This window comes from Vibrio sp. 1078-1 (assembly GCF_033340475.1).
This window is the reverse complement of the sequence record NZ_JAWOWM010000003.1, coordinates 264,260-285,427: the sequence shown is the minus strand read 5'-3', so window position 1 is coordinate 285,427 and position 21,168 is coordinate 264,260. Positions and strand designations below refer to the sequence as shown.

Genomic DNA, 21,168 nt, shown 5'->3' with positions numbered 1-21,168 from the left:
GACACACCCAACGTGATTTCAATCACAAAAAGATATTTACTTAGCGTGCTAACTATTTTATATTGCTTAGCACGCTAAGTAATTGAGTAGATCTTATGATTCAAGACATCAACAGTTTGCGAGACCTTTCTCTGGCTGAAAAATTATCTCGTGTTGCTCGTTTATGGAAAATGGTTGCAGATCGCGAGTTAGAGCCTTTAAACCTAACGTATCCGCGTTGGACTGCGTTATGGAAGCTTTATCGAATGGGTGACAACATCAGTCAGAAGCATTTGGCTGAAGCGCTTGAGATCGAGTTAGCGTCGTTGATGCGAACATTAAAATTATTAGAAGAGCAATCTCTGATCACTCGCCATTGCTGTGAACACGATAAGCGAGCACGTATTGTTAGCCTCACAGAAGAGGGGAAAACCCTACTAAAGCAAATGGAGGCTCGAATTCTTCAAGTTCGAAGCAAGCTCCTAACGGACATCAACGACCAGGAACTTCAGCAGCTTTCATTGATTCTTGATCAGATTGCTCACAATGCGCTTGATTCACTTAGCGAATAAGTCAGAAAACCGAATTAAAAGAGAAGTAAACGCCTATGACTCCAGATCAAAAATTCGCACGTTGGATCAAATATTCTTGCGTCGCGTTTGTCCTTGTCTTTGCCTATTTTCTAGTTGCAGATCTCGCCATGCCGTTGACGCCTCAGGCAATGGCAACGCGTGTGGTAACTAAAGTGGCCCCCCGTGTGAGTGGGCAGATTACGCATCTTTATGTTGCCAACAACCAAGAAATAAGCCAAGGCGATCTACTATTTCAGATTGATCCCCAGCCTTATCAGCTCGCCGTAGAAAAGGCTCAACTTAACCTTGAGCGTGTGATTCAAAACAACGAACAACTTGATGCTTCTATTGCTGCGGCAAAAGCAGACGTTGAAGCGAGCAAAATCGTGGCGGAACAAAAAGTTCGCGAAGCAAAACGTCTTAATACTCTGTTTCACCGTAATGGTACTTCGCAACAGCAGCGCGATGACGCACAGAGCAGTGCAACGGCAGCTAAAGCGAACTTACTGGCCGCACGTGCTCGTTTAAAAGAGTTGGAAGTAAACCGCGGTGATTTAGGCGCGACGAATGTGAATATCCGCGTGGCGCAAAACCAGCTAAAACAAGCGGAACTTAATCTGTCTTACACTCAAGTCTCGGCGGAACATGATGGCGTTGTCGCTAACTTGCAGCTGGAGACGGGGGCCTATGCGGCAGCTGGTACACCTCTTGTCGCTTTAGTCTCCGATGACGTGGATATCATTGCCGACTTTCGTGAAAAGAGTTTACGACACTTTAATCAGAACAGCCGTGCGTTAGTGGCTTTTGATAGCTTACCTGGTGATGTATTTGAAGCTCGTATTACGAGTGTGGATGCCGGGGTCAGCTCGGGTCAATTCGATGCGGATGGTCGCTTAGCAACACCAACTGACTCAAACCGTTGGGTGAGAGATGCGCAGCGCTTACGTTTACATTTAGCTATCGATGAACCTCAGCAGCGCGCATTTCCAGCAGGGGCACGAGCAACCGTGCAGTTGTTGCCAGAAAACTCGTTATCTGGTTGGTTAGCGAGGTGCCAGATCCAATTCTTGAGTCTTCTTCATTATATTTATTAACGAGGAGGCGATATGAAGTTATGGGACCACCCCATGTCGGAAAACGACTTCCGTCAGTGTTTGCGCATTGCAACTGGTGCGACCATTGGTTTCACTTTATGTAAAGTATTTGGTTGGAACTATGGCGTATTCTTTACTGTAACCCCGATGCTGTTACTTGGAATGGTGCCAGTCATGAGTCTACATGCCGCACGACAACTGATTTTTTCAGCGGTTGTGTGTGGATTAGAAGTTGGTGTGCTTGGTGGGTTATTTGGTGGGCACCCAGGCATGATGACAATCATTGCATTCGGGTTGTTCCTGTATAAATTCGCCTGTATGTCAAAAGGGAGCTTATTCTTATTTGGAGCGAACAGCGTACTGAGCTTAAGCATCATGCTGCACTTTGCGAGTTATCCAACCACTGACTTAAATGACCTAATATTTAGCAACCTGCAAGCGAATGTTATTTCAGTGATCGTTGCTTATGTGGTGACATTTTTGATTCCCGATGCGGAACCTCGTCAGCCACCAGCGAAACCGTCGCAGCCTAAACAGAGTCATCGAATGCGTCATGAAGCCATTATGGGGGCGAGTATCGCTACAATGTCTTTCCTTGTATTCCAGCTATTTGACCTCAGTGACTCTATGTCTGCTCAGGCGACAACCTTACTTTTATTGTTTCCTATGCATTGGAACGGTGCTTTAGGGTATGCGCGAAAAAGAGCAATGGGGACCTTGATGGGGGTGACCTTTGGTATTGTCGGACAACTTGTATTATACGATTGGTCGGATACCTTATTGTTTATCGTCCCATTGCTTTGGATTGGTGCGATGATGTTCAGCTATATGCACGTGAAAGAGTCTAGCGGTTCGGGAGCCGGATTTGGCGGCTTAACCACATTAGGCATTTTGTTCGGCCAATATCTTACTCCGGATGGTGACTTAATGTTCAGTGCGCTGTATCGCGTGAGCAGTATTTTGTTTGCTATTGTTGCGACGCTGCTTGTGACCTATACGGTTCACAGAATACTCAACAGCTTTGAGGCGACGCGCTTTAGCGAGCAGTAATTTCAGACGTTACTGGTTAGAAAGGATTGCTCCAGTAACTCTGTTTTTAGTTCGTGAGTCATCGCAATGGGACTGGCAAACTTAATTCCAACTACCCATCCCTTCACCAATTTCTTAATGTTGGCAATGACACATCGATTTTCTTCTCCGATATAGTGGCTTAACGGGCATTCGATGGTAACACTCTCACCCACGTTGAATTCGGGCTCAATCAAGGTTGATATACCAACACCTGCTAGAGAGAAATCGATAAGGCTACCGTCGTAGACATTCCCTGCATGAATAACGTTACAGTCCATTTGCAACTTGTAACGCTCATGTTCCCGAACTGGTTTGGTTGCAAATGTTCCTGGAATGCGGATAAACAAAAGGGGGGATGGTCGAACGGTCGTCGTCAGTACGCTGGACTTAAACGCAATGACATGGCCTAACTCCGTATCTGATACACCACGCACGATGACATCGGCGTTGGGGAGTTTTCTCATCACTTGCTCTTCAAGCAAACGCATTGGTATATCAAGAATCAAATAAGCATTTTCTTTCATCCCCAGATAGGTGGTGGAATACGTATATTGATCCTTAGGCCCAAATTCGAAATTAGTAGAAAGTTTCATTCCCGGTTTGAGAAACCTATGCAGTTCATCTTTAGTATGAGTGGCTGGCATCACATTGGCGTTTTAATTATTAGTTGAGCTGAGGCTATCAAAACGCCATTTTGTTATTCAAGATAGTAAGGCATAAGTTTTTGTAAAATCATCGCTATCTGTGAAGTGGTGGGCGATAAGTTTGGCTCATTCCACCTTTCATAAAGATTTGGCTTGCCACAATACTGCCGCATGTGACCAACATCAGCGCTAACCAAGTGAGAGAATCTGGTTGTTCACCAAAAATTGGAACGGCAAGAAGTGTCGCGACGACTGGAGTTAATGAACCAAAAGCAGCGCTGGCTTCGGCACCGATGATCCTAATTGCATAAATGAAAGTGAAAGAAGCGATTAAACCTGCGCCAACACCTTGTAGCATCGCGTGGCCAAATAACTCCTCCCATGGCCACTGGCTGAACGGTGTTACCACCAAATAACTGTCTACCCACCCGAAACCAACGGCGATAATGAGCAGAGCCAAAGACGCGATTGCAACGAATCCTGCACAGACGTGTGCATTAAGATTGGCGACACGAGCGCTGATGGTGAAAGCAGCCCACATGATGCTGCCAGTTAGAAACAGGATATGCCCTTGTAATTGAGACCAGTTGTACTCTGCGCCGCTATTAGAAAGAAGGAATACGAAAATCCCTAACAGCACCGTAGAAAGCCCGATTAAGCGGTGAGCACTCAGCGACTGTTGATAACAAAGTACCGCGATAGCAGAAACAAACAATGGCAAAGTGCCAGGTACTAATGCACTGCCGTGCGCCACGGGAGCGAAATGCATAGCCGTTCCGACGACCAGAAGATAGGGAAGGCCGCTTCCAACCACAACACCAACCAGGTAGCGTTTAGGCACTACGCGCAGCGACTGTTTATGCTTAATCACAAATGGTAATAAAATTATACTTGGGATGAGAAAGCGAACTAACGCGATATCGGCTGGCTGCAAGGCAGAAATTGCGCCCCCTTTTAAAGAAATAAAGAAACCAGACCAAAGCAGTAAGGTCGTTAATATAGCTGCGTATCCCAAGATCATTATCGACATGTCCATTTGTAAATGATGTGTTAATTGTTGAATAAAACTCTTGCCAAAGGGAGGCAAAGTTTGACGTAATTAGGCTTGATGTTGGTGATAAATTGCGTATAAATGTTAATTATTAGTGATTAAAGGCACGGAAGAATAAATGGATAAAATTGACAGGCAACTTATCAACCTAATGCAGAAGGATGCCACTCTGACAACTGCAGAACTTGCTGACCAAGTAGGGCTATCGGCATCACCTTGTGCAAGGCGCATTAAGCGTTTGGAGCAGGAAGGTGTAATTAGTGGTTATCGAGCTATTGTGTCCAGAGACACTGTAGGCATCGCGATGACTGTATTTGTTGAAGTGAGTTTAAATAACCACCAAGCTTCTTCGATTGATGAGTTTGAACATGCCGTTGTTGAGATGGATGAAGTGATCTCATGCCATGTCGTATCAGGGGCCTATGATTACCTGTTAGAGGTGGTCAGCAAAGACCTCGTTGGCTATGAAACATTTACTAGAAAGTTACAGCGATTAGAAAATGTGAAAGATATTCATACCCACCTGGCGATTAGACAAGTGAAAGGAAATGGCAGTTTGCCGATTTATGCATAAGAAAGATGAAATTTTTCGATAGACTTAAGATTGCTCACTATCATCGAAAGCGATATAGACAGTTTGGTAAAGACAGAGCCCGAACTCTGGGATGGGCAGATAAGTATAGTCAGATCAGCCGTTTTGAGGCGTTGTGCCGAGGGTTAACGTTAGACGGTTCAAGTATTTTAGATATTGGGTGCGGCTACGGAGACTTGTTAGCGTTTATCGAACTTACGGGGGGGCTTCCTCAAAGCTATATTGGCATTGATCAGCAAAAACAGTTTATCTCTGAAGCCAGAAAACGAGATTTTCGCACGCAAAGTAAGTTTATATGTGGCGACTTTTCAACGTTGGTATTGCCTCGTTGCGATTTTGTTTTTGCTTCCGGATCATTGAACTATCAATCCACCAACCCAAATCATACCATTGAAATGATTGATAAAATGTACCGAGCGACAGAGAAAGGTTGTGTGTTTAACTTGTTGGATGAATCCAAACTACCCAGCATGAAAATGTTAGCGTCGCACAATAAAGAAGGTGTCTTTCGCTATTGTCGATTGCTGTGTCCGAATACACGATTGATTGAGGGATACTCCGAGCACGACTTTACGATTGCCATGATCAAAAAAGCGGAGTCCGTTTCCTGACTCCGCTTAATAAATTCTTAAGCCTTATTGGTTTTTGTATTGTGAGATTTCACAGTTACCTGTGTATCTATCAACCTTGAATGAGAACGCGGCTGAATGGTATTCCCTCCCATCACTCCATATTGTTTCTCCGAAGATTTTACACAGATCCAAATCACTGATTGAACCGAACTCTTTTACGTGCCTAACTACTGACAAAAACTTGGCTTTGGTAGCATTAGGACATTCCCTGTTACTTAATCGATTGATAACCATGTTTGTAGCATCATCTCCAGCCAAATGTGACTTTTTATTAAATTTTATTAATGGCTAAACTAACCAAAAAATGTCCATAAGTAAAGCATTAATGTGACGCATGTCTCTATAAATTGATTGTCTTGGTCATGGTTTAGTCAAGTTTGTCAAAGGGAACAATCCCATTATTTACATTTGATATCATTCACGACTAAGGAAAGATAAAAAGCACGAATAACGTCCAATATTGGAGTGAAAAACCAACATCGTCTATTCAAAACTGGCTCTGTTTTTACTTCGAAACATCTTGAGCGTATTGAAGCGCTCGGGCTTCTTTATCATAGACTTGTGACAGAGTTTGATATTGTGAAGAGAGGCGCTTGTAATCTTCAGCAAGTTCCAAAGCGTTGGTGTTATACCATTCCGCAGTTATTTGATTGGCTGTTTTGTTTGACTCTCGGCACTTCTGGGCCAGTATCTCCCACCCATTTGCTGACCATTGGGATTGTGTGCTCAATTTAAGCAGCTGATTCGCTTTAGTTGTGAGCTCTTCTTTGTATTGAATCGATGCTTTTAATTGCGCTTTGAACACATTTTGGTTCGACTTGGCACGCCAAAGTAGCACGAGCTCATGCAGTGAAAAGGTTTCGGACAATAACTGACGCTGTTTATGTTCGGTCAAAAGTGTATTGAATACCTCAACATGCTGATTGTAATTGGACTCTAAACGATTGAATTGGGTAAGATTGTCATTCCACGACGATGGGTTACATTGAATATTGGCGTGCCCCGTTATCGGGAACAGAAGAAATAGTAGTATCCAATTGAGTCTGTTGATCATTATTGCTCGCGTTAGTTGACCTGCTCTTTTGAGTATATACCCAAATTTCTACGACATGCGTGCTGCTGGTGGGATAAGAATAAAGAATGAAAAGGAAAAGGGCATGAAGAAAATTCTCGTCGCATTGATTGTCATGCTGTTGCTCGGCGGAGCGGGGGCTGGATACTATTTCTTCTTTATGCAGAAAGATGAACCTGAAGCACCAAAGACTACACAAGTCGAGCAATCGTCACTGCAAAAAGAAACATCCAAACCGATTCTGGATTTAGAAGCCGTTCCCCCGGAAGTTACCGAGTACTACGTTATTGAGCGTCGTGTCAATGTTTACAATAAGCCTAACCCTAATGCTTTAGTTGTCGATACGCTCTATAAGGGAGAAAAAGTATCGGTGTTAGAAAAAGTAGATGGGTGGTACCGAATCTCCGGCTATCTTGTCTATGAAGAGGGTGGAGAAGAAAAAGCCGAATGGTTGAATGCTGAAGGGTTATCTGATGCAGAGCCAGTTATTAAAGAGCAAGAGCGCTTAGAGATATTGGATGAATACCTACAGAAGTCGGATGATTTAAAAGTTCACTTGGATATTTTCCGTAAGAAAACACAGCAATTGTTAGACGATGAAACCTGTGATCCGAGTGATTTTGAGGAGCTCGGAGGCTGGGTTCGTTCTGTGACGTTCAAAAAGCGCAACGTTTACTTCATCTATTGTGGCGGTTTGGAGCAAGAGAACAAGATCTACTTAGATGTTGATAAGGGCGATATTTTTTATCGATAACTCACCACCAATTACACTAGTTTTCTAAAGACGTTTTGATAAATGCAATAACGATGCAAACCTGAAATCAGAGATTTATAACTTTTTAGTTGTGAACCATAATCAATAGGAATACTATCAACGAGTCAAGTGACCTAACTTGGCTCTTTGTGTTTTTAGTGAGTTCCTATGCCTTGGATTTACCTTAGAAAGTTGATTTTGCTGCTATTTGCAATGGTATTGCTACCAGTGCATGTATCTGCTGCGCAAATCGACCACAAGGCTCACGTACCGCACTTTTCTAAGCTACAACCTTTTGTAGCCGTAAGTGTATCGCCAAACTCTTCCGTCGATTTTTCTGAAGTTTCAGAAGAAAGCTCTCAATCTCCAGTATCTGAAGGCCATGCAAGTCTCGATTCCGTTGCTTTGTTTAACTCTCAGCGCTGGACGTCTTACTTACGGGAAGGGCTTGATGACGAGCACGTAGATTTTGTCGGCGATCTCACTACTCCGTTTTATGCTGATGCGGGTTACGCATACAGCTTGATGGACATTAACTGGCGTCACAACCAGTCCACATTTTATCATTTCACAAGCGATCATCGCATTTCTGGTTGGAAAGAGACCAATGCCATGTACGTCGCACTCAATAGTCAGTTTTCTGCCTAAACACCATCTATTTGCACCATTGTGCACTCTTAACACGACGATTGTATTCGACAGGACGTGAGCGTTCTGAGCATTTCATACCCTGAATTTATTCTGGGAGCATCTGTCGTGTGTTAAGCCTTGTTATTAAAAGCTTCACTTCATTGTGAAGGGATGATGTTTACATGAAAAAAACGCCAAAGCAGCAAAAGAACAGAAAGCTGATGAATCACTACTCAGCTTGGAAATATGTCGTATTAATCACGACAGTCATTATTTTAACCCTAAGTGCTATACCAACTTGGTTTGGCGAACAGCCTTCTATCCAGTTGACGTTTGCGGATCAAAACAACAGTGAAATGTCGGTTGTTCATCTGAATCAACTGCTAAAAACCAACCATATTTCAGCCGACAAAATCATCGAAAAAGACGGCAAAACAACCATTGTATTCGATGGTGAAGATGCGCAAAGTAAAGCTCGTGCGTTGTTAAACAAAGAGCTAAATAAAGACGACAGCATCACTTTCTCATACGTATCGGTTGCGCCAGAATGGTTGAATGAGATGGGCTTTAGCCCAATTAAGCTCGGTCTTGACCTTCGTGGTGGCGTTCAGTTTCTGTTGAATGTTGATGTGAATAAAGCGTTTGAAGAACAACGTGATGCATTGATTGATGAAATCAAAGCGAACCTACGTGATCAACGTGTTCGTGGTGTGCAAGTTCGAGCAGAAAGTGGCAACCGAATTACGGTAAACAGTGACAGCGAGCAAGCATTGTCGGAAGTGAACAAGTTTTTGCGTCAAAACTACCCGGGCTGGATTTCAAAAAGTTCATCTCGTGGCTTTGTGCTTGAACCGAGTGAACAAAATATCCAAGAATTTCAATCGTCGACTCTTCAACAAAACCTGAAGATCATGCGTGGTCGTATTGAAGAACTTGGTATCACAGAGGCACTAGTGCAACGCCAAGGTAAAGAGAGCATTCGAATTGAGCTCCCTGGTGTACAAGATCCTGCTCAAGCGAAAAACGTTATTGGTGCAACAGCAAGCTTGGCGTTTTATGAAGTGAAAGATGCGAGCCAAGCACACAGCAGCCAAGATCTTGTTCTTCAAGATAATGACGGTCGTACTGTGATTTTGGCAAAACGACCAGTTCTAACGGGCGAGCACATCGTGAACGCTCGTGCTGGTGTCGACAAAATGGGCATGTCAGAGGTAAATATTTCTCTTGACCACGCTGGTGGTAAGAAAATGAGTGACTTCTCAGCAACTCACATCGGCAAGCCAATGGCGACCGTTTACCGAGAGTACAAAACAAACGATCGCGGTGTAACTGAGCGTAGTGAGCGCGTTATCAGCGTCGCAACTATTCAATCTCAACTTGGTAGCCAGTTCCGTATTACTGGTGCAGGTAGCATGGACGATGCACAGCAGTTAGCGCTATTACTTCGAGCGGGTTCACTAACTGCGCCGGTTACTATTGTGGAAGAGCGAACAATCGGTGCTTCTCTGGGTGCAGAAAACATTGAAAACGGTTTTGCAGCACTGGCTTTAGGTATGGGTTTAACACTGACCTTTATGGCACTTTGGTACCGCCGCTTAGGTTGGGTAGCAAACGTGGCGCTTTGTGCCAACATGCTTTGTTTGCTTGGCTTAATCGCCTTGTTACCAGGAGCGGTTCTAACGCTTCCGGGTATTGCCGGTTTAGTGTTAACCGTCGGTATGGCAGTGGACACCAACGTTATTATTTTCGAACGTATTAAGGACAAAATGTGTGAAGGTCGCAGCTTCGCTCAAGCGATTGACCTTGGCTTTGACAGCGCATTCTCGACCATCCTTGATGCCAACATTACTACCATGATCACCGCCGTGATTTTGTACGCCATCGGTAATGGCCCAATCCAAGGCTTTGCCTTAACACTCGGATTAGGTTTGTTAACCAGTATGTTTACAGGCGTATTTGCCTCTCGAGCAATGATCAATTTAATTTGGGGCCGCGATGCCCGTCGTGATGTGAGGGTTTAATCATGGTCGAAATGCTAAAACAAAATATTCGTAAAATTCGCTACTTTACTACGCTAGTTTCCATCATTTTAACGGTGATCGCGATCGTCGCTCTAGGCTTTAAAGGGTTGAACCTAGGTTTGGACTTCACTGGCGGTATGGTGACAGAAGTAAAGGTAGATAAGCAGCTAACTAACCATGATCTGCTTGACGTTCTGCAACCAAAGCTTGGTGAATCTGCGTCAGTGACACGCTCTGGTGAAGATGGCCGTTGGGTGATTCGTTACTCTGCGCCGGAAGATGGACAAACGTTGCCAAGTGTAGAAGAGGTGTTGAAGCCAATCTCTCACCAAGTTGATGTTGTCAGCAACAGTATAGTTGGCGCTCAAGTTGGCCAAGACTTGTTTGAACAAGGTGGCTTAGCATTGTTGATTTGTGTGTTGAGTATTCTCGGTTACTTGTGTTTCCGTTTTGAATGGCGTTTAGCGAGTGGTTCACTATTTGCTTTGGCCCATGATGTGATCTTAGTGCTTGGTTTCTTTGCAATTACTCAAATGGAGTTCAACTTAACCGTTTTTGCAGCGGTGTTAGCAATTTTAGGTTACTCATTGAATGACTCGATCATCATTGCAGACCGAATCCGTGAGCTGTTGATTGCGAAACAGAGTTGGAAAACAGAAGACATCAATGACCAAGCTGTTATCGCGACGTTTTCACGCACTATGGTGACATCTGGTACGACATTGATCACTGTTGGTGCATTATGGATTATGGGAGGAGCGCCTTTGGCTGGTTTCTCAACCGCCATGTTTATTGGCGTTCTGTCGGGTACATGGTCTTCGATTTCGATTGGTACTGTGCTGCCGGAGTGGTTGAAACTGGAGCCGAAACATTATCTTCCAGTTGAGATTGACGCAGCGCCGTAGCATTATTTTTAAGGTAAAAGTGCTTGCGCCACTCATCTTGAGTGGCGCTTTTTTGTGCTTATTTCACGCGCATCAGACGATGTTTCTCAAGTCCCAAATCGAACTCTAAGACTTGTGAGCGCTTCATTGCTTCGACTTTATTCAACATCGACTCTTGGTAGCCTTTCTTCTTCATCCACTGAAGAGGTACAGAGAAAGCATCTTCATTAACGACATAAGACTCGCCTTTATGCTCACCGCTATAGACGTTCACAACCCAAACTCGGGCTTGAAAGTCCAATACTTCACCCATGACTTTAGCGATTTTATTCAGAATATTTTTCATTGTTTCCAGTTTGCCTTAGCTTAGTAGCAACCAGACACCAACTCCCATCATTAAAGTGCCTGCGATACGGTTCATTAGGCGTACATTCTTAGACTGACCTAATACGTGTTTCAACCCTTTACCACCAGTAGCGTACAGAGACATGCAAATGAACTCAAACAGTAAAATAATGGAGACAAGTATGATCAGTTGCGGTGCAAGTGCTGCGTTTTGGTCTATAAAAGGCGGTAAAAGAGAAATCATAAATGCCCAGCCTTTTGGGTTTGCGATTGCGGTAACGAAGCCTTGCATGATAAGTGCGATATTGTCACTCTTTGGTGTTTCTAAGTTGTCGACATTAATCGCAAGTTTCCCTCGCGACCGCCACATTTCAATTCCAAGATAGAGTAAATAACCGCCACCAATGAACTTTAACGCGATAAACATCCAAGGATAATTGAGCATAATCGCAGCGATACCTAACACCGCAGAGACTGACACCAGCGCGACACCGAGAAGTTCTCCTATCATCATCCATAACGTGCGACGATAACCGATACTCATACCTAACGTTAGGGCGAGAGTCATGCACATACCAGGCGTGATTGAGACAAAAAAGAAAGTAGGGATGAACATACTGAGCAATGCAAGATTCATATCTGTTGATGATTTAGTGATTAAAGAGAAGCCACAAAGATAGTGCAAAGTGGAAAAGGATGCTACTACAAAGCGAGCGATTACTTTCACTAGTAGCTAGTTGATGTTCTTCGAATATATAAATTTAAAATGAAATTATATTTTAATCTATGCGTCATAATAGTGCGTAATGCACCAGTATGAGACAAGCTCTTATATCATTTTTAGATTGAATATATTTAATTTCTTATATTTTATCGTTATTAATTCTCACTGTATTAAAATAATCGAGTTGATAACTAAATTGTCATTAAATGCAGTAATTAAATGATATGTTTGATAATTATTTTTACTGATAATTGAATTATTATTCTAATCTCAAGTTTGTTGTAATCATATAGGCTTAAAATTCAGATCTTAAATCATGACACAATGTAACGTCTACCATTCTGTATGTAAGTTCATGATATTTAATAATTATGTTTCTATTTCTGTTGGAGTGGCTTTTGTGGAAGTGTGATTTAAAACAATGACTTATGTAAAATTAACCATTTTATAACATTTCACGGGTAATGAGATCTAAATCAATCTTATGCAATTGGGTGAGTTTTTTATTTGAAATGTAATATTTCTAGGTTAACTTAAAATAAAGGCAGCACGGGATTGGTTGTCAAAAGAATAAATAAACACGTCAGTTGGTGAACTATTTCATCAGTGTATTAAGTTTGCTTTTAAAATGCCGTTAAGAATGGAGTCTTCAATGAAGAAAGTCGCTTTGATCACTGGATCAAAAGGCGGAATTGGTTCTGCTATTTCCTCTCAATTAGTCAATGACGGTTACCGTGTAATCGCTACATATTTCACAGGTAACTACGAATGTGCGCTGGAGTGGTTCAACAGCAAAGGGTTTACCAAAGATCAGGTTCGCCTTTTTGAGTTGGATGTAACAAACACGACAGAGTGTGCAGAGAAATTGGCGCAATTGCTTGGGGATGAAGGAACCATTGATGTTGTTGTCAACAACGCAGGAATCACACGTGATGGCGTGTTTAAAAAGATGACTGCGCAAGCTTGGAATGATGTCATCAATACCAACCTCAATAGTTTATTCAACGTTACGCAACCCCTCTTTGCTGCAATGTGCGAAAAAGGCGGTGGTCGTGTCATCAATATCTCTTCAGTCAATGGTCTTAAAGGGCAGTTTGGTCAAGCAAACTACTCGGCGGCGAAAGCTGGGATGATCGGTTTCTCTAAAGCCTTAGCATACGAAGGTGCTCGCTCGGGTGTGACAGTTAATGTTATCGCTCCGGGTTACACGGGTACGCCAATGGTTGAGCAAATGAAGCCAGAAGTGCTGGAATCCATCACGAACCAAATTCCAATGAAACGTCTTGCGACACCAGAAGAAATTGCAGCATCAGTGAGCTTCTTGGTCAGCGATGCGGGCGCCTACATCACCGGAGAGACTTTGTCGGTGAACGGCGGCCTATACATGCACTAAGGAGAGAAGATGATGGAAAAAGTATTTATCGTAGCGGCGAAGCGTACTCCAATTGGTGCTTTTGGTGGCAGCCTGAAAAATACTTCTGCTGGCGATCTGGCAGCAGTAGCGATTAAAGGCGCGTTGGAAGCGGCAAAGTTGCCCGGCGACAAGGTTGACGAAGTGATTGTTGGCAACGTTGTTGGTGCAGGTCAAGGAATGGGTGTTGGCCGCCAAGCGGCACTGTTTGCGGGGGTTCCTGAATCTGTTCCTGCATATGGCGTAAACATGGTTTGCGGTAGTGGCATGAAAACGGTCATGGATGCCGTGTCCCATATCCGTAGTGGCGATGCTGAGATCGTTGTTGCAGCGGGTGTTGAAGTCATGTCTCAGATTCCGTTTGCCGCACCAAGCAGTATTCGTGATGGCAACAAAATGGGCAATCTGGAGCTAAAAGATCTGCTCGTAGCGGACGGTTTAACCGATGTTTACAACCAATATCACATGGGTGTGACGGCAGAAAACGTAGCAAAACAAATCGGCTTAACTCGCCAGCAGCAAGACGAATACGCGCTGTCTAGCCAACAGAAAGCGGTAGCCGCTATCGAAGCTGGCAAATTTCAAGACGAAATTGTGCCAGTGGAAGTAAAGCAACGCCGTGAAACCGTGATGTTTGATACGGATGAATACCCAAAAGCGAACGCGACAATGGAAGCCTTAATCAAGCTACGTCCTGCTTTTGACCGCGAAGGCACTGTGACTGCGGGTAATGCATCAGGTATTAACGATGGCGCGAGTGCGATTATCGTGGCGTCTGAAAGCGCAGTTAAAGCGCATGGATTAACGCCGCTTGTTGAGATCGTAAGCTACGCGCAATCGGGTCTTGATCCGAAGATCATGGGCCTAGGTCCTGTTGAGTCCGTCAATAAAGCACTCGCAAAAGCGGAACTCAGTGTACACGACATCGACGTTTACGAGTTAAACGAAGCATTTGCAGCGCAAGCACTTGGCGTGATTCATCAGTTGGCGGAAACAAACCAAGTTCCAGTTAACGCGATTCAAGATAAAGCGAACTTTAACGGTGGTGCTATCGCGCTAGGACACCCGCTTGGTGCATCTGGAAACCGAATCTTAGTCACGCTGGTTCACGAGCTTCATAAGCAAAATAGTCAATATGGCGTTGCTTCACTTTGTGTGGGCGGCGGCATGGGCACGGCTGTGGTTGTAAAGACAGTTAAGTAATTATTTAAAAGGACATTTTTAATTCTTTCTCTAGGAGACAAACCATGTACACAGATTTCTTCAAAACATTTAGCGATCAAACTGAAAAAAATCTAGAACCTTACTTGAAGTTCAACAAGCTAGTGACAAAAAACGTAGAAGTGTTGACCGAGCTTCAATTGAACGCCATTCGCACATACAGTGAAGTGGGTCTAAACCAGATGAAAGCAGCGACAGAAATCAAAGACGTAACGTCATTGACTGCTTTCAACAGTCAGCAACTAAGCGTACTTACTAAACTTTCTCAACAAATGATGGATGACAGCAACAAGCTTCAAGCGATTGCAAAAGAGTTCAAAGAAGACGTTGAGAAAATGACTTCGGAAAATCTAAAGACTGTTACTCCAGCGTAATTTGTCCGATTCTCGCCGCCCCTAGATTTGGGCGGCGTTGTTTTTTCCGAATATAGGAGTAAGACTATGTTTCAACACTTCTTTTCGGACTATCTTGTGAAGCTTCAGGAAACCAATCATCAGTGGTGGCATGATTTCGAAGTGAACAAGGCAGTCGTGAACTCTCCTTTAAACAAGGCCATGCAAGAAGTGAACTTTGAGGATACTGCCAAACTGTTCGAACAAGCTGCGAATCAGCCTGCTGCGATTTTAAAGCTGCAAGCACAGTGGTGGGAACAGCAGCTGCAAATTTGGCAGAATGTTGCATTGGCAGGGAACCAAGCACAAATCGTCGAAGCTGAAAAAGGGGATAAGCGTTTCTCAAACGAAGCGTGGCAAAATGAAGCCATGTATAGCTTCATCAAACAATCCTACCTTTTATTTAGTAAGACCTATCTGGACACCATCGAGTCTTTGGAAGGCTTAGATGAAAAGACGAAAGAACGTATTATTTTTTTCTCTCGCCAAGCCATTAACGCCCTTTCTCCTTCCAACTTCATCGCCACTAACCCAGAGCTTTTGAAGCTGACACTTGAGCAAAACGGTCAAAACTTACTGGCAGGCTTAGAGCAGTTGAAAGAAGACGTTGAGTCGAGCGCAGACATTTTAAAAATTCGTATGACGAATAACAATGCATTCCGCGTGGGAGATGACGTTGCGACGACACAGGGCAATGTGGTTTTTCAAAACGAATTGTTTGAGTTGATTCAATATCGACCTCTAACAGAGAAAGTGAATGCGACGCCGCTGCTCATCGTCCCACCTTTCATCAATAAATACTACATCCTTGATTTAACGGCAAAGAACTCAATGGTTCGATGGTTGTTAGAGCAGGGGCACAGTGTATTTATGATGTCTTGGCGCAATCCAGGCAAGGCACAAGCGCACATAGAGTTTGGTGACTACGTGACAGAAGGCGTAGTGAAAGCCGTCGCTGCAATTGAAGATATAACAGGACAAGAGCAAATCAATGCCGCTGGTTACTGTATTGGTGGTACTGTTTTAGCAAGCACGGTTGCGTACTACGCTGCAAAACGTATGAAGAAGCGCATTAAGTCTGCCACTTTCTTCACCACGTTGCTCGACTTCTCTCAACCAGGTGAAGTCGGCGCGTATATCAATGACACCATTGTTAGTGCAATTGAAGCGCAAAATAACGCAAAAGGGTATATGGACGGCCGTTCCTTAAGCGTGACGTTTAGTTTACTGCGTGAAAACAGCTTGTACTGGAACTACTACGTCGACAATTACTTGAAGGGTAACAGTCCGGTTGATTTCGACTTGTTGTACTGGAATAGCGATAGCACCAACGTCAGCGCTGCATCTCACAATTTCTTGCTTCGCGAGCTCTATTTAGAGAACAAGCTGGTGCAAGATAAAGGCGTCAAAATTGGTGGAGTATGGATTGATCTCAATAAGATCAAAATTCCTAGCTATTTTGTGTCAACGAAAGAAGACCACATTGCGTTATGGCAGGGAACTTACCGTGGTGCGCTGAACACGGGTGGTAACAAAACGTTTGTCCTCGGTGAGTCTGGTCATATTGCGGGCATCGTGAACCCTCCAGCTAAAAATAAGTATGGTTATTGGTTGAACGATAATTTGGATGACTCTGCTGATGAGTGGTTGAATAACGCGGAACACAAAGAGGGATCGTGGTGGACACACTGGAACGAGTGGTTACTCCAATTCAACCCTAAAGAGCAAGTTGAGCCTTTCCCTATTGGCTCAGAAAACCATCCGGTTATTGATGAGGCGCCAGGACAATACGTCAAACAGGTTCTGCCAGTAAAAGAATCTTAAACAACTCCCTATAGCAGTAAATCTTAGCGGCCTTTATGGTCGCTTTTTTTATGTATGATTGCTTGTTTATTGTTGGCAAGTACCATTGAGTAATAAATAAAAAGCGCCGAGCATTTGCTCGGCGCTCAGTGTCAACAAATAGGCTAGTTGACGAGTAGAGATGTGTTACGTTACACCTCTTTATCCTTACCAAATGACAGCAGCCAGAGAGAGATTGCTGCTACCGCCACAAAGCCGGAAAGAATAATCACTGGCATAGCACTGTAGCCAAGGATATGCCAAATTACAGATTCTAATGTACTCATGGTAAGTCTCCTTAGTGCCAGCCTTCAACGCCGCTCATGTCTGGTAGTTTGTGCGCAATACCTTTGTGACAGTCTACACATGTTTTCTCGCCTGAAGCTAGAGCGGTGGAGTGTTGTTCTGCCGCACGTGATCCTTGCTGAGAGTAATCCATGAAATCAAACTCATGACAGTTACGACATTCAAGAGAGTCATTCTTTTTCATACGTGCCCACTCTCGTTCTGCGAGGTGTCCACGACGCTCTTGGAACTTCTCTGGCGTATCGATCGTCTTCGTTACGAAGTGTGCAAATAGCTCTTTAGATGCCTGTACTTTACGAACGATCTTATCCGTCCATTCATGAGGAACGTGACAGTCTGAACAAATCGCACGAACACCAGAACGGTTGGAGTAGTGAATTGTTTCTTGAATTTCAGCAACGATCGGCGCGTGACAGCCAGAACAGAATTCTTCTGTGTTGGTTGCTTCCATACCTGTGTTGAATGCGCCCCAAAATAGAAGGCCACCAGCGAAGCCTAGAAATAAAACCACACCAGCGGCAGCTTTACTCGGGCTCGACAGTCTCTTCCAAAACGCTTTAAGTATTTTCATAAGTAACCTCTTAGTACTCGCGTTTCAATTACTGAAGCGAATCGACTGCCTTAAACTCGTTTTCCACTAGTGGTTTTGCATCCGTTTGTGGAACGTGACATTGCAAACAGAAGTAACGACGAGGAGACATATCTGCCAGTACCGCATCTTCTCTGTTTACATAGTGCGTTACGCTAATTTTAGTCGCACCTGACTCTTTTGCATTTTTCCAGCTATGGCATGCAAGACACTTGTTAGCATTTAACGAAATTTCGTAGTGACGAATGCTGTGTGGGATCAACGGTGGTTGATAAACATAGCTGTCTTCAACAATTTGATCTTTAGGGAAGTCTTTGAACTCGTCTGCTGGACGCGTATCTTCCAATTGAGACATTCCACGTAAAGATTCTAGACCTCCAATACCACCTGGATTATCCAACTCAGCTTGCGCAATGCCTGTCACTAACGCACCTACAGATAAAACTGCGACAAGTAATTTTTTCATCATTTCATCTCCGCCTTTATGGCTTAAATTCTTTATTAGGCCGCCATAATGACGGCCGTAGCATTCAGTATCTGAAGGTTAAGCAATCTTAGTGATTTTGACTGGGCACTTCTTAAAGTCTGTCTGTTTAGACAGTGGATCAGTCGCATCTAGGATAAGCTTGTTAATCAAAATACGTGCATCAAAGAACGGTACGAATACCAAACCTTTTGGCGGACGGTTACGACCGCGAGTTTCAACACGAACGCGTACTTCACCGCGTTTGTTTGCCATGAGTACTTCTTCACCACGACGAACATTGCGTGCTTTTGCGTCTTCTGGGTGCATGTAACACACTGCGTCTGGTACTGCTTTGTATAATTCAGGTACACGACGAGTCATGGTGCCTGTGTGCCAATGTTCAAGAACACGACCAGTACATAACCACATATCAAATTCATCGTTCGGTACTTCTGGTGGCGCTTCGTATGGCGCGGAAATGATCTTCGCTTTGCCGTCAGCATTGCCGTAGAAGTCCCAACCAGAGCCTTCTTTCGCGTATGGGTCTGAACCTTCTTTAAAGCGCCACTGTGTTTCCTTACCATCAACAACAGGCCAACGTAGACCACGTACTTGGTGGTAGCGGTCGTATGGAGCCAAATCATGCCCGTGACCACGGCCAAATGTTGCATATTCCTCAAACAGACCTTTTTGAACATAGAAACCGAAGTGGTGAGCATCGTCATTCAGTTCACGAGCTTCTTCGATAGGGAATTTGTCGACGTTACCATTGCGGTAAAGTACGTCGTACATTGTTTTACCACGGTATTGAGGCGCTTTCGCTAGAAGCTCTTCAGGCCATACTTCTTCCATTTTGAAGCGTTTCGAGAACTCCATTAGTTGCCAAAGGTCCGATTTTGCTTGACCGACTGTACCCACTTGTTGGTACCAAGCTTGGGTACGACGCTCTGCGTTACCGTAAGCACCTTCTTTTTCAATCCACATTGCGGTAGGAAGAATAAGGTCTGCTGCTTGTGCTGTTGCTGTCGGGTATGGGTCAGACACAACGATGAAGTTTTCTGGGTTGCGGTAACCTGGAAGACGTTCTGTGTTGATGTTTGGACCGGCTTGCATGTTGTTGTTACATTGAACCCAGTAACAGTTCAGAACGCCGTCATTCAGCATACGGTCTTGCAATACGGCGTGGAAGCCAGGTTTTGGTGGAATCGTACCTTCTGGCAGTTTCCAGATGTCTTCTGCAATCTTACGGTGTTTAGGGTTAGCAACCACCATGTCCGCTGGTAGGCGGTGAGCAAACGTACCAACCTCACGAGCGGTACCACATGCTGATGGTTGGCCCGTTAGTGAGAATGGGCTGTTCCCCGGAGTCGAGATCTTACCGGTTAGTAGGTGGATGTTGTAAACCAAGTTATTCATCCATACACCACGAGTATGCTGGTTCATGCCCATTGTCCATAGAGACATCACTTTCGTGTTTGGATCCGCGTATTGCTTCGCAAGCTCGATAAGCTTCTCTTTCTCAACACCAGAGATTTCAGATGCTTTCTCTACTGTGTATGGCGCTACTGATTTCTTGTACTCTTCGAATGAGATAGAAGTGAGTTTGCCAGAGTTCGGGTTCTTCGCTGCTTTTTGTAGCGGATCATCGTCACGTAGACCGTAGCCGATGTCAGTGTCTGCTTGAGTGAAGTTCGTGTGTTTGTTCACGAAGTCCCAGTTTACTGCATCGTTTTCGATGATGTAGTTTGCGATGAAGTTAGCAATTGCAAGGTCAGACTGAGGATTGAAAATGTAGCCGTGGTCTGCCAACTCAAATGAACGATGGTAGTAAGTAGAAAGCACGTTCACTTTAACGTGAGGGTGGCTTAGGCGGCGGTCAGTAATGCGAGTCCATAGAACCGGGTGCATCTCTGCCATGTTTGAGCCCCAAAGAACGAAAGCGTCTGCGTTCTCAAAGTCATCGTAACAACCCATTGGCTCATCGATACCGAATGCGCGCATGAAACCTACAACGGCAGAAGCCATACAGTGGCGAGCGTTTGGATCAATGTTGTTTGATCGGAAGCCTGCTTTCATTAACTTTGATGCAGCGTAGCCTTCCATTACTGTCCATTGGCCTGAGCCAAACATACCTACGCTTGTTGGGCCTTTTTTCTCGAGGGAAGCTTTCCATTTCTCAGCCATGATGTCGAAAGCGTCATCCCAAGAGATAGGTGTAAATTCACCATCTTTGTGGAATTTGCCATCTTTCATTCGTAGCATCGGTTGAGTTAGACGGTCTTGACCGTACATGATCTTAGAAAGGAAGTAACCTTTGATGCAGTTCAGACCTTTGTTTACTGGTGCTTCTGGGTCACCCTGTGTTGCTACCACTTTGCCGTTTTGAGTGCCAACAAGAACAGAACAGCCTGTACCACAGAAACGACAAGGTGCTTTGTCCCATGTGATTTTGGTTTGATCAGAGCTTGCAATCAGGTTGGCTGCAGATGCTGGTAGTGTCACACCTGCGACAGCAGCAGCTGATGCAGCCGCGTTTGCTTTCACAAACGCACGTCTTGTCATTTTCATACTTCACCCTCGATTTGGGAATGTTGTGTTCCAGTGTCTTCTTCATCCGTTTCTTCAAGCCCAGTTTCGATTTGGTGATAAACCAATACCGTGCTTAAGACGTTCGGTAAATTGTTAATGGCATCGATAGTGTCTGTGATGAAACCTTGGTTCTCAGTTTCAAGTACGACGATAATCTTGCCTTCAGGACTGTCACCATAGATTTCCGCATTTTCGTGTGCTTCTATCTTTTGTTTGATTTCGTCCAAATGTTCCGGCAGCACATGTACTACCAAACTTGAAATATGCACTTCATTTAGTGACATATA

The 21,168-nt window shown here is 44.2% G+C and carries 23 protein-coding genes; 13 read left to right on the top strand and 10 right to left on the bottom strand.

What is annotated here, in order from left to right; all coding sequences use genetic code 11:
- The first annotated feature begins 95 nt into the window (after nt 1-95).
- From slyA to R7190_RS08280, 3 genes are read left to right on the top strand one after another with little or no spacing between them, the layout of a single operon-like run.
- Nucleotides 96-551, top strand: a complete 456-nt coding sequence (slyA, locus tag R7190_RS08290; protein WP_005373589.1) for a transcriptional regulator SlyA — start codon at nt 96-98, stop codon at nt 549-551.
- Nucleotides 552-586: 35 nt separating this feature from the next.
- Nucleotides 587-1,645 (top strand): HlyD family secretion protein, encoded by a 1,059-nt coding sequence (locus R7190_RS08285; RefSeq protein ID WP_017635178.1) that lies wholly within the window; start codon nt 587-589, stop codon nt 1,643-1,645.
- A gap of 12 nt (nt 1,646-1,657) precedes the next feature.
- On the top strand, nt 1,658-2,695 hold the full coding sequence (locus R7190_RS08280) for a DUF2955 domain-containing protein (protein ID WP_186585451.1): 1,038 nt from the start codon (nt 1,658-1,660) through the stop codon (nt 2,693-2,695).
- A gap of 2 nt (nt 2,696-2,697) precedes the next feature.
- Here R7190_RS08280 and R7190_RS08275 read toward each other — a convergent pair whose 3' ends face one another.
- Both R7190_RS08275 and R7190_RS08270 read right to left on the bottom strand, forming a co-directional pair.
- Entirely contained in the window at nt 2,698-3,360 is a 663-nt protein-coding gene (locus R7190_RS08275) for a flagellar brake protein (RefSeq protein ID WP_064369362.1), read from the bottom strand.
- Between the two features lie 94 nt (nt 3,361-3,454).
- Nucleotides 3,455-4,381 (bottom strand): DMT family transporter, encoded by a 927-nt coding sequence (locus R7190_RS08270; protein WP_017635181.1) that lies wholly within the window; start codon nt 4,379-4,381, stop codon nt 3,455-3,457.
- 148 nt (nt 4,382-4,529) lie between these two features.
- Between R7190_RS08270 and R7190_RS08265 the strand changes: the two genes are divergently transcribed.
- Nucleotides 4,530-4,985, top strand: a complete 456-nt coding sequence (locus tag R7190_RS08265) for an Lrp/AsnC family transcriptional regulator (protein WP_186585449.1) — start codon at nt 4,530-4,532, stop codon at nt 4,983-4,985.
- Nucleotides 4,986-4,990: 5 nt separating this feature from the next.
- Nucleotides 4,991-5,614 (top strand): class I SAM-dependent methyltransferase, encoded by a 624-nt coding sequence (locus tag R7190_RS08260; protein ID WP_005373579.1) that lies wholly within the window; start codon nt 4,991-4,993, stop codon nt 5,612-5,614.
- A 526-nt stretch (nt 5,615-6,140) separates the two neighbouring features.
- On the opposite strand, the gene R7190_RS08250 is transcribed toward R7190_RS08260, so the two are convergent.
- The gene (locus tag R7190_RS08250; RefSeq protein WP_017635183.1) at nt 6,141-6,689 is read right to left on the bottom strand and encodes a hypothetical protein; all 549 of its coding nucleotides are present in this window, start codon (nt 6,687-6,689) and stop codon (nt 6,141-6,143) included.
- A gap of 103 nt (nt 6,690-6,792) precedes the next feature.
- Here R7190_RS08250 and R7190_RS08245 point away from each other — a divergent pair, with 103 nt between their 5' ends.
- The 4 genes from R7190_RS08245 to secF all read left to right on the top strand — a co-directional run bounded on the left by R7190_RS08245 (nt 6,793) and on the right by secF (nt 11,017).
- Nucleotides 6,793-7,461, top strand: coding sequence for an SH3 domain-containing protein (locus R7190_RS08245; RefSeq protein ID WP_138940091.1), 669 nt, complete (start codon nt 6,793-6,795; stop codon nt 7,459-7,461).
- A gap of 168 nt (nt 7,462-7,629) precedes the next feature.
- A complete protein-coding gene (locus R7190_RS08240) occupies nt 7,630-8,109 on the top strand; it encodes a hypothetical protein (protein WP_005373572.1) in 480 nt (159 codons plus the stop codon).
- 164 nt (nt 8,110-8,273) lie between these two features.
- The gene (secD, locus tag R7190_RS08235; RefSeq protein ID WP_186585447.1) at nt 8,274-10,112 is read left to right on the top strand and encodes a protein translocase subunit SecD; all 1,839 of its coding nucleotides are present in this window, start codon (nt 8,274-8,276) and stop codon (nt 10,110-10,112) included.
- Between the two features lie 2 nt (nt 10,113-10,114).
- Complete coding sequence (gene secF / locus R7190_RS08230) at nt 10,115-11,017, top strand: protein translocase subunit SecF (RefSeq protein WP_005373567.1); 903 nt, start codon at nt 10,115-10,117, stop codon at nt 11,015-11,017.
- Nucleotides 11,018-11,075: 58 nt separating this feature from the next.
- Here the strand turns inward: secF and R7190_RS08225 are convergent, their stop codons facing one another.
- Both R7190_RS08225 and R7190_RS08220 read right to left on the bottom strand, forming a co-directional pair.
- Nucleotides 11,076-11,342, bottom strand: a complete 267-nt coding sequence (locus tag R7190_RS08225) for a hypothetical protein (protein ID WP_186585446.1) — start codon at nt 11,340-11,342, stop codon at nt 11,076-11,078.
- Between the two features lie 15 nt (nt 11,343-11,357).
- Entirely contained in the window at nt 11,358-11,978 is a 621-nt protein-coding gene (locus tag R7190_RS08220; protein ID WP_186585445.1) for a LysE family translocator, read from the bottom strand.
- A gap of 739 nt (nt 11,979-12,717) precedes the next feature.
- On the opposite strand from R7190_RS08220, the gene R7190_RS08215 reads away from it, so the two are divergent.
- The 4 genes from R7190_RS08215 to phaC all read left to right on the top strand — a co-directional run bounded on the left by R7190_RS08215 (nt 12,718) and on the right by phaC (nt 16,913).
- On the top strand, nt 12,718-13,458 hold the full coding sequence (locus R7190_RS08215) for an SDR family oxidoreductase (RefSeq protein ID WP_186585444.1): 741 nt from the start codon (nt 12,718-12,720) through the stop codon (nt 13,456-13,458).
- A gap of 12 nt (nt 13,459-13,470) precedes the next feature.
- Nucleotides 13,471-14,679 carry an acetyl-CoA C-acetyltransferase gene (locus tag R7190_RS08210; RefSeq protein ID WP_186585610.1) on the top strand — a complete coding sequence of 403 codons (1,209 nt, stop codon included), beginning with the start codon at nt 13,471-13,473 and terminating at the stop codon, nt 14,677-14,679.
- A 44-nt stretch (nt 14,680-14,723) separates the two neighbouring features.
- Nucleotides 14,724-15,071: a phasin family protein gene (locus R7190_RS08205; protein WP_005373550.1), complete on the top strand. Its 348-nt coding sequence runs from the start codon at nt 14,724-14,726 to the stop codon at nt 15,069-15,071.
- Between the two features lie 66 nt (nt 15,072-15,137).
- A complete protein-coding gene (gene phaC / locus R7190_RS08200; protein ID WP_017819891.1) occupies nt 15,138-16,913 on the top strand; it encodes a class I poly(R)-hydroxyalkanoic acid synthase in 1,776 nt (591 codons plus the stop codon).
- A 170-nt stretch (nt 16,914-17,083) separates the two neighbouring features.
- Here the strand turns inward: phaC and R7190_RS08195 are convergent, their stop codons facing one another.
- From R7190_RS08195 to R7190_RS08175, 5 genes are all read right to left on the bottom strand, one after another.
- Complete coding sequence (locus R7190_RS08195; protein WP_005373546.1) at nt 17,084-17,218, bottom strand: TIGR02808 family protein; 135 nt, start codon at nt 17,216-17,218, stop codon at nt 17,084-17,086.
- 11 nt (nt 17,219-17,229) lie between these two features.
- Nucleotides 17,230-17,808, bottom strand: coding sequence for a NapC/NirT family cytochrome c (locus R7190_RS08190; RefSeq protein WP_005373542.1), 579 nt, complete (start codon nt 17,806-17,808; stop codon nt 17,230-17,232).
- A 28-nt stretch (nt 17,809-17,836) separates the two neighbouring features.
- A complete protein-coding gene (locus R7190_RS08185; protein ID WP_005389061.1) occupies nt 17,837-18,292 on the bottom strand; it encodes a nitrate reductase cytochrome c-type subunit in 456 nt (151 codons plus the stop codon).
- Between the two features lie 78 nt (nt 18,293-18,370).
- A complete protein-coding gene (napA, locus tag R7190_RS08180) occupies nt 18,371-20,860 on the bottom strand; it encodes a periplasmic nitrate reductase subunit alpha (protein ID WP_005389060.1) in 2,490 nt (829 codons plus the stop codon).
- Nucleotides 20,857-21,165 (bottom strand): chaperone NapD, encoded by a 309-nt coding sequence (locus tag R7190_RS08175; RefSeq protein WP_005373535.1) that lies wholly within the window; start codon nt 21,163-21,165, stop codon nt 20,857-20,859. The genes napA and R7190_RS08175 overlap by 4 nt, the downstream gene beginning before the upstream one ends.
- Nucleotides 21,166-21,168 lie beyond the last annotated feature (3 nt).

Bases quoted from the DNA above. Each gene is read 5' to 3' on its own strand.
- slyA (WP_005373589.1), top strand. From the start codon at position 96: ATGATTCAAGACATCAACAGTTTGCGAGACCTTTCTCTGGCTGAAAAA.
- R7190_RS08285 (WP_017635178.1), top strand. From the start codon at position 587: ATGACTCCAGATCAAAAATTCGCACGTTGGATCAAATATTCTTGCGTC.
- R7190_RS08280 (WP_186585451.1), top strand. From the start codon at position 1,658: ATGAAGTTATGGGACCACCCCATGTCGGAAAACGACTTCCGTCAGTGT.
- R7190_RS08275 (WP_064369362.1), bottom strand. From the start codon at position 3,360: ATGCCAGCCACTCATACTAAAGATGAACTGCATAGGTTTCTCAAACCG.
- R7190_RS08270 (WP_017635181.1), bottom strand. From the start codon at position 4,381: ATGATCTTGGGATACGCAGCTATATTAACGACCTTACTGCTTTGGTCT.
- R7190_RS08265 (WP_186585449.1), top strand. From the start codon at position 4,530: ATGGATAAAATTGACAGGCAACTTATCAACCTAATGCAGAAGGATGCC.
- R7190_RS08260 (WP_005373579.1), top strand. From the start codon at position 4,991: ATGAAATTTTTCGATAGACTTAAGATTGCTCACTATCATCGAAAGCGA.
- R7190_RS08250 (WP_017635183.1), bottom strand. From the start codon at position 6,689: ATGATCAACAGACTCAATTGGATACTACTATTTCTTCTGTTCCCGATA.
- R7190_RS08245 (WP_138940091.1), top strand. From the start codon at position 6,793: ATGAAGAAAATTCTCGTCGCATTGATTGTCATGCTGTTGCTCGGCGGA.
- R7190_RS08240 (WP_005373572.1), top strand. From the start codon at position 7,630: ATGCCTTGGATTTACCTTAGAAAGTTGATTTTGCTGCTATTTGCAATG.
- secD (WP_186585447.1), top strand. From the start codon at position 8,274: ATGAAAAAAACGCCAAAGCAGCAAAAGAACAGAAAGCTGATGAATCAC.
- secF (WP_005373567.1), top strand. From the start codon at position 10,115: ATGGTCGAAATGCTAAAACAAAATATTCGTAAAATTCGCTACTTTACT.
- R7190_RS08225 (WP_186585446.1), bottom strand. From the start codon at position 11,342: ATGAAAAATATTCTGAATAAAATCGCTAAAGTCATGGGTGAAGTATTG.
- R7190_RS08220 (WP_186585445.1), bottom strand. From the start codon at position 11,978: ATGAATCTTGCATTGCTCAGTATGTTCATCCCTACTTTCTTTTTTGTC.
- R7190_RS08215 (WP_186585444.1), top strand. From the start codon at position 12,718: ATGAAGAAAGTCGCTTTGATCACTGGATCAAAAGGCGGAATTGGTTCT.
- R7190_RS08210 (WP_186585610.1), top strand. From the start codon at position 13,471: ATGGAAAAAGTATTTATCGTAGCGGCGAAGCGTACTCCAATTGGTGCT.
- R7190_RS08205 (WP_005373550.1), top strand. From the start codon at position 14,724: ATGTACACAGATTTCTTCAAAACATTTAGCGATCAAACTGAAAAAAAT.
- phaC (WP_017819891.1), top strand. From the start codon at position 15,138: ATGTTTCAACACTTCTTTTCGGACTATCTTGTGAAGCTTCAGGAAACC.
- R7190_RS08195 (WP_005373546.1), bottom strand. From the start codon at position 17,218: ATGAGTACATTAGAATCTGTAATTTGGCATATCCTTGGCTACAGTGCT.
- R7190_RS08190 (WP_005373542.1), bottom strand. From the start codon at position 17,808: ATGAAAATACTTAAAGCGTTTTGGAAGAGACTGTCGAGCCCGAGTAAA.
- R7190_RS08185 (WP_005389061.1), bottom strand. From the start codon at position 18,292: ATGAAAAAATTACTTGTCGCAGTTTTATCTGTAGGTGCGTTAGTGACA.
- napA (WP_005389060.1), bottom strand. From the start codon at position 20,860: ATGAAAATGACAAGACGTGCGTTTGTGAAAGCAAACGCGGCTGCATCA.
- R7190_RS08175 (WP_005373535.1), bottom strand. From the start codon at position 21,165: ATGTCACTAAATGAAGTGCATATTTCAAGTTTGGTAGTACATGTGCTG.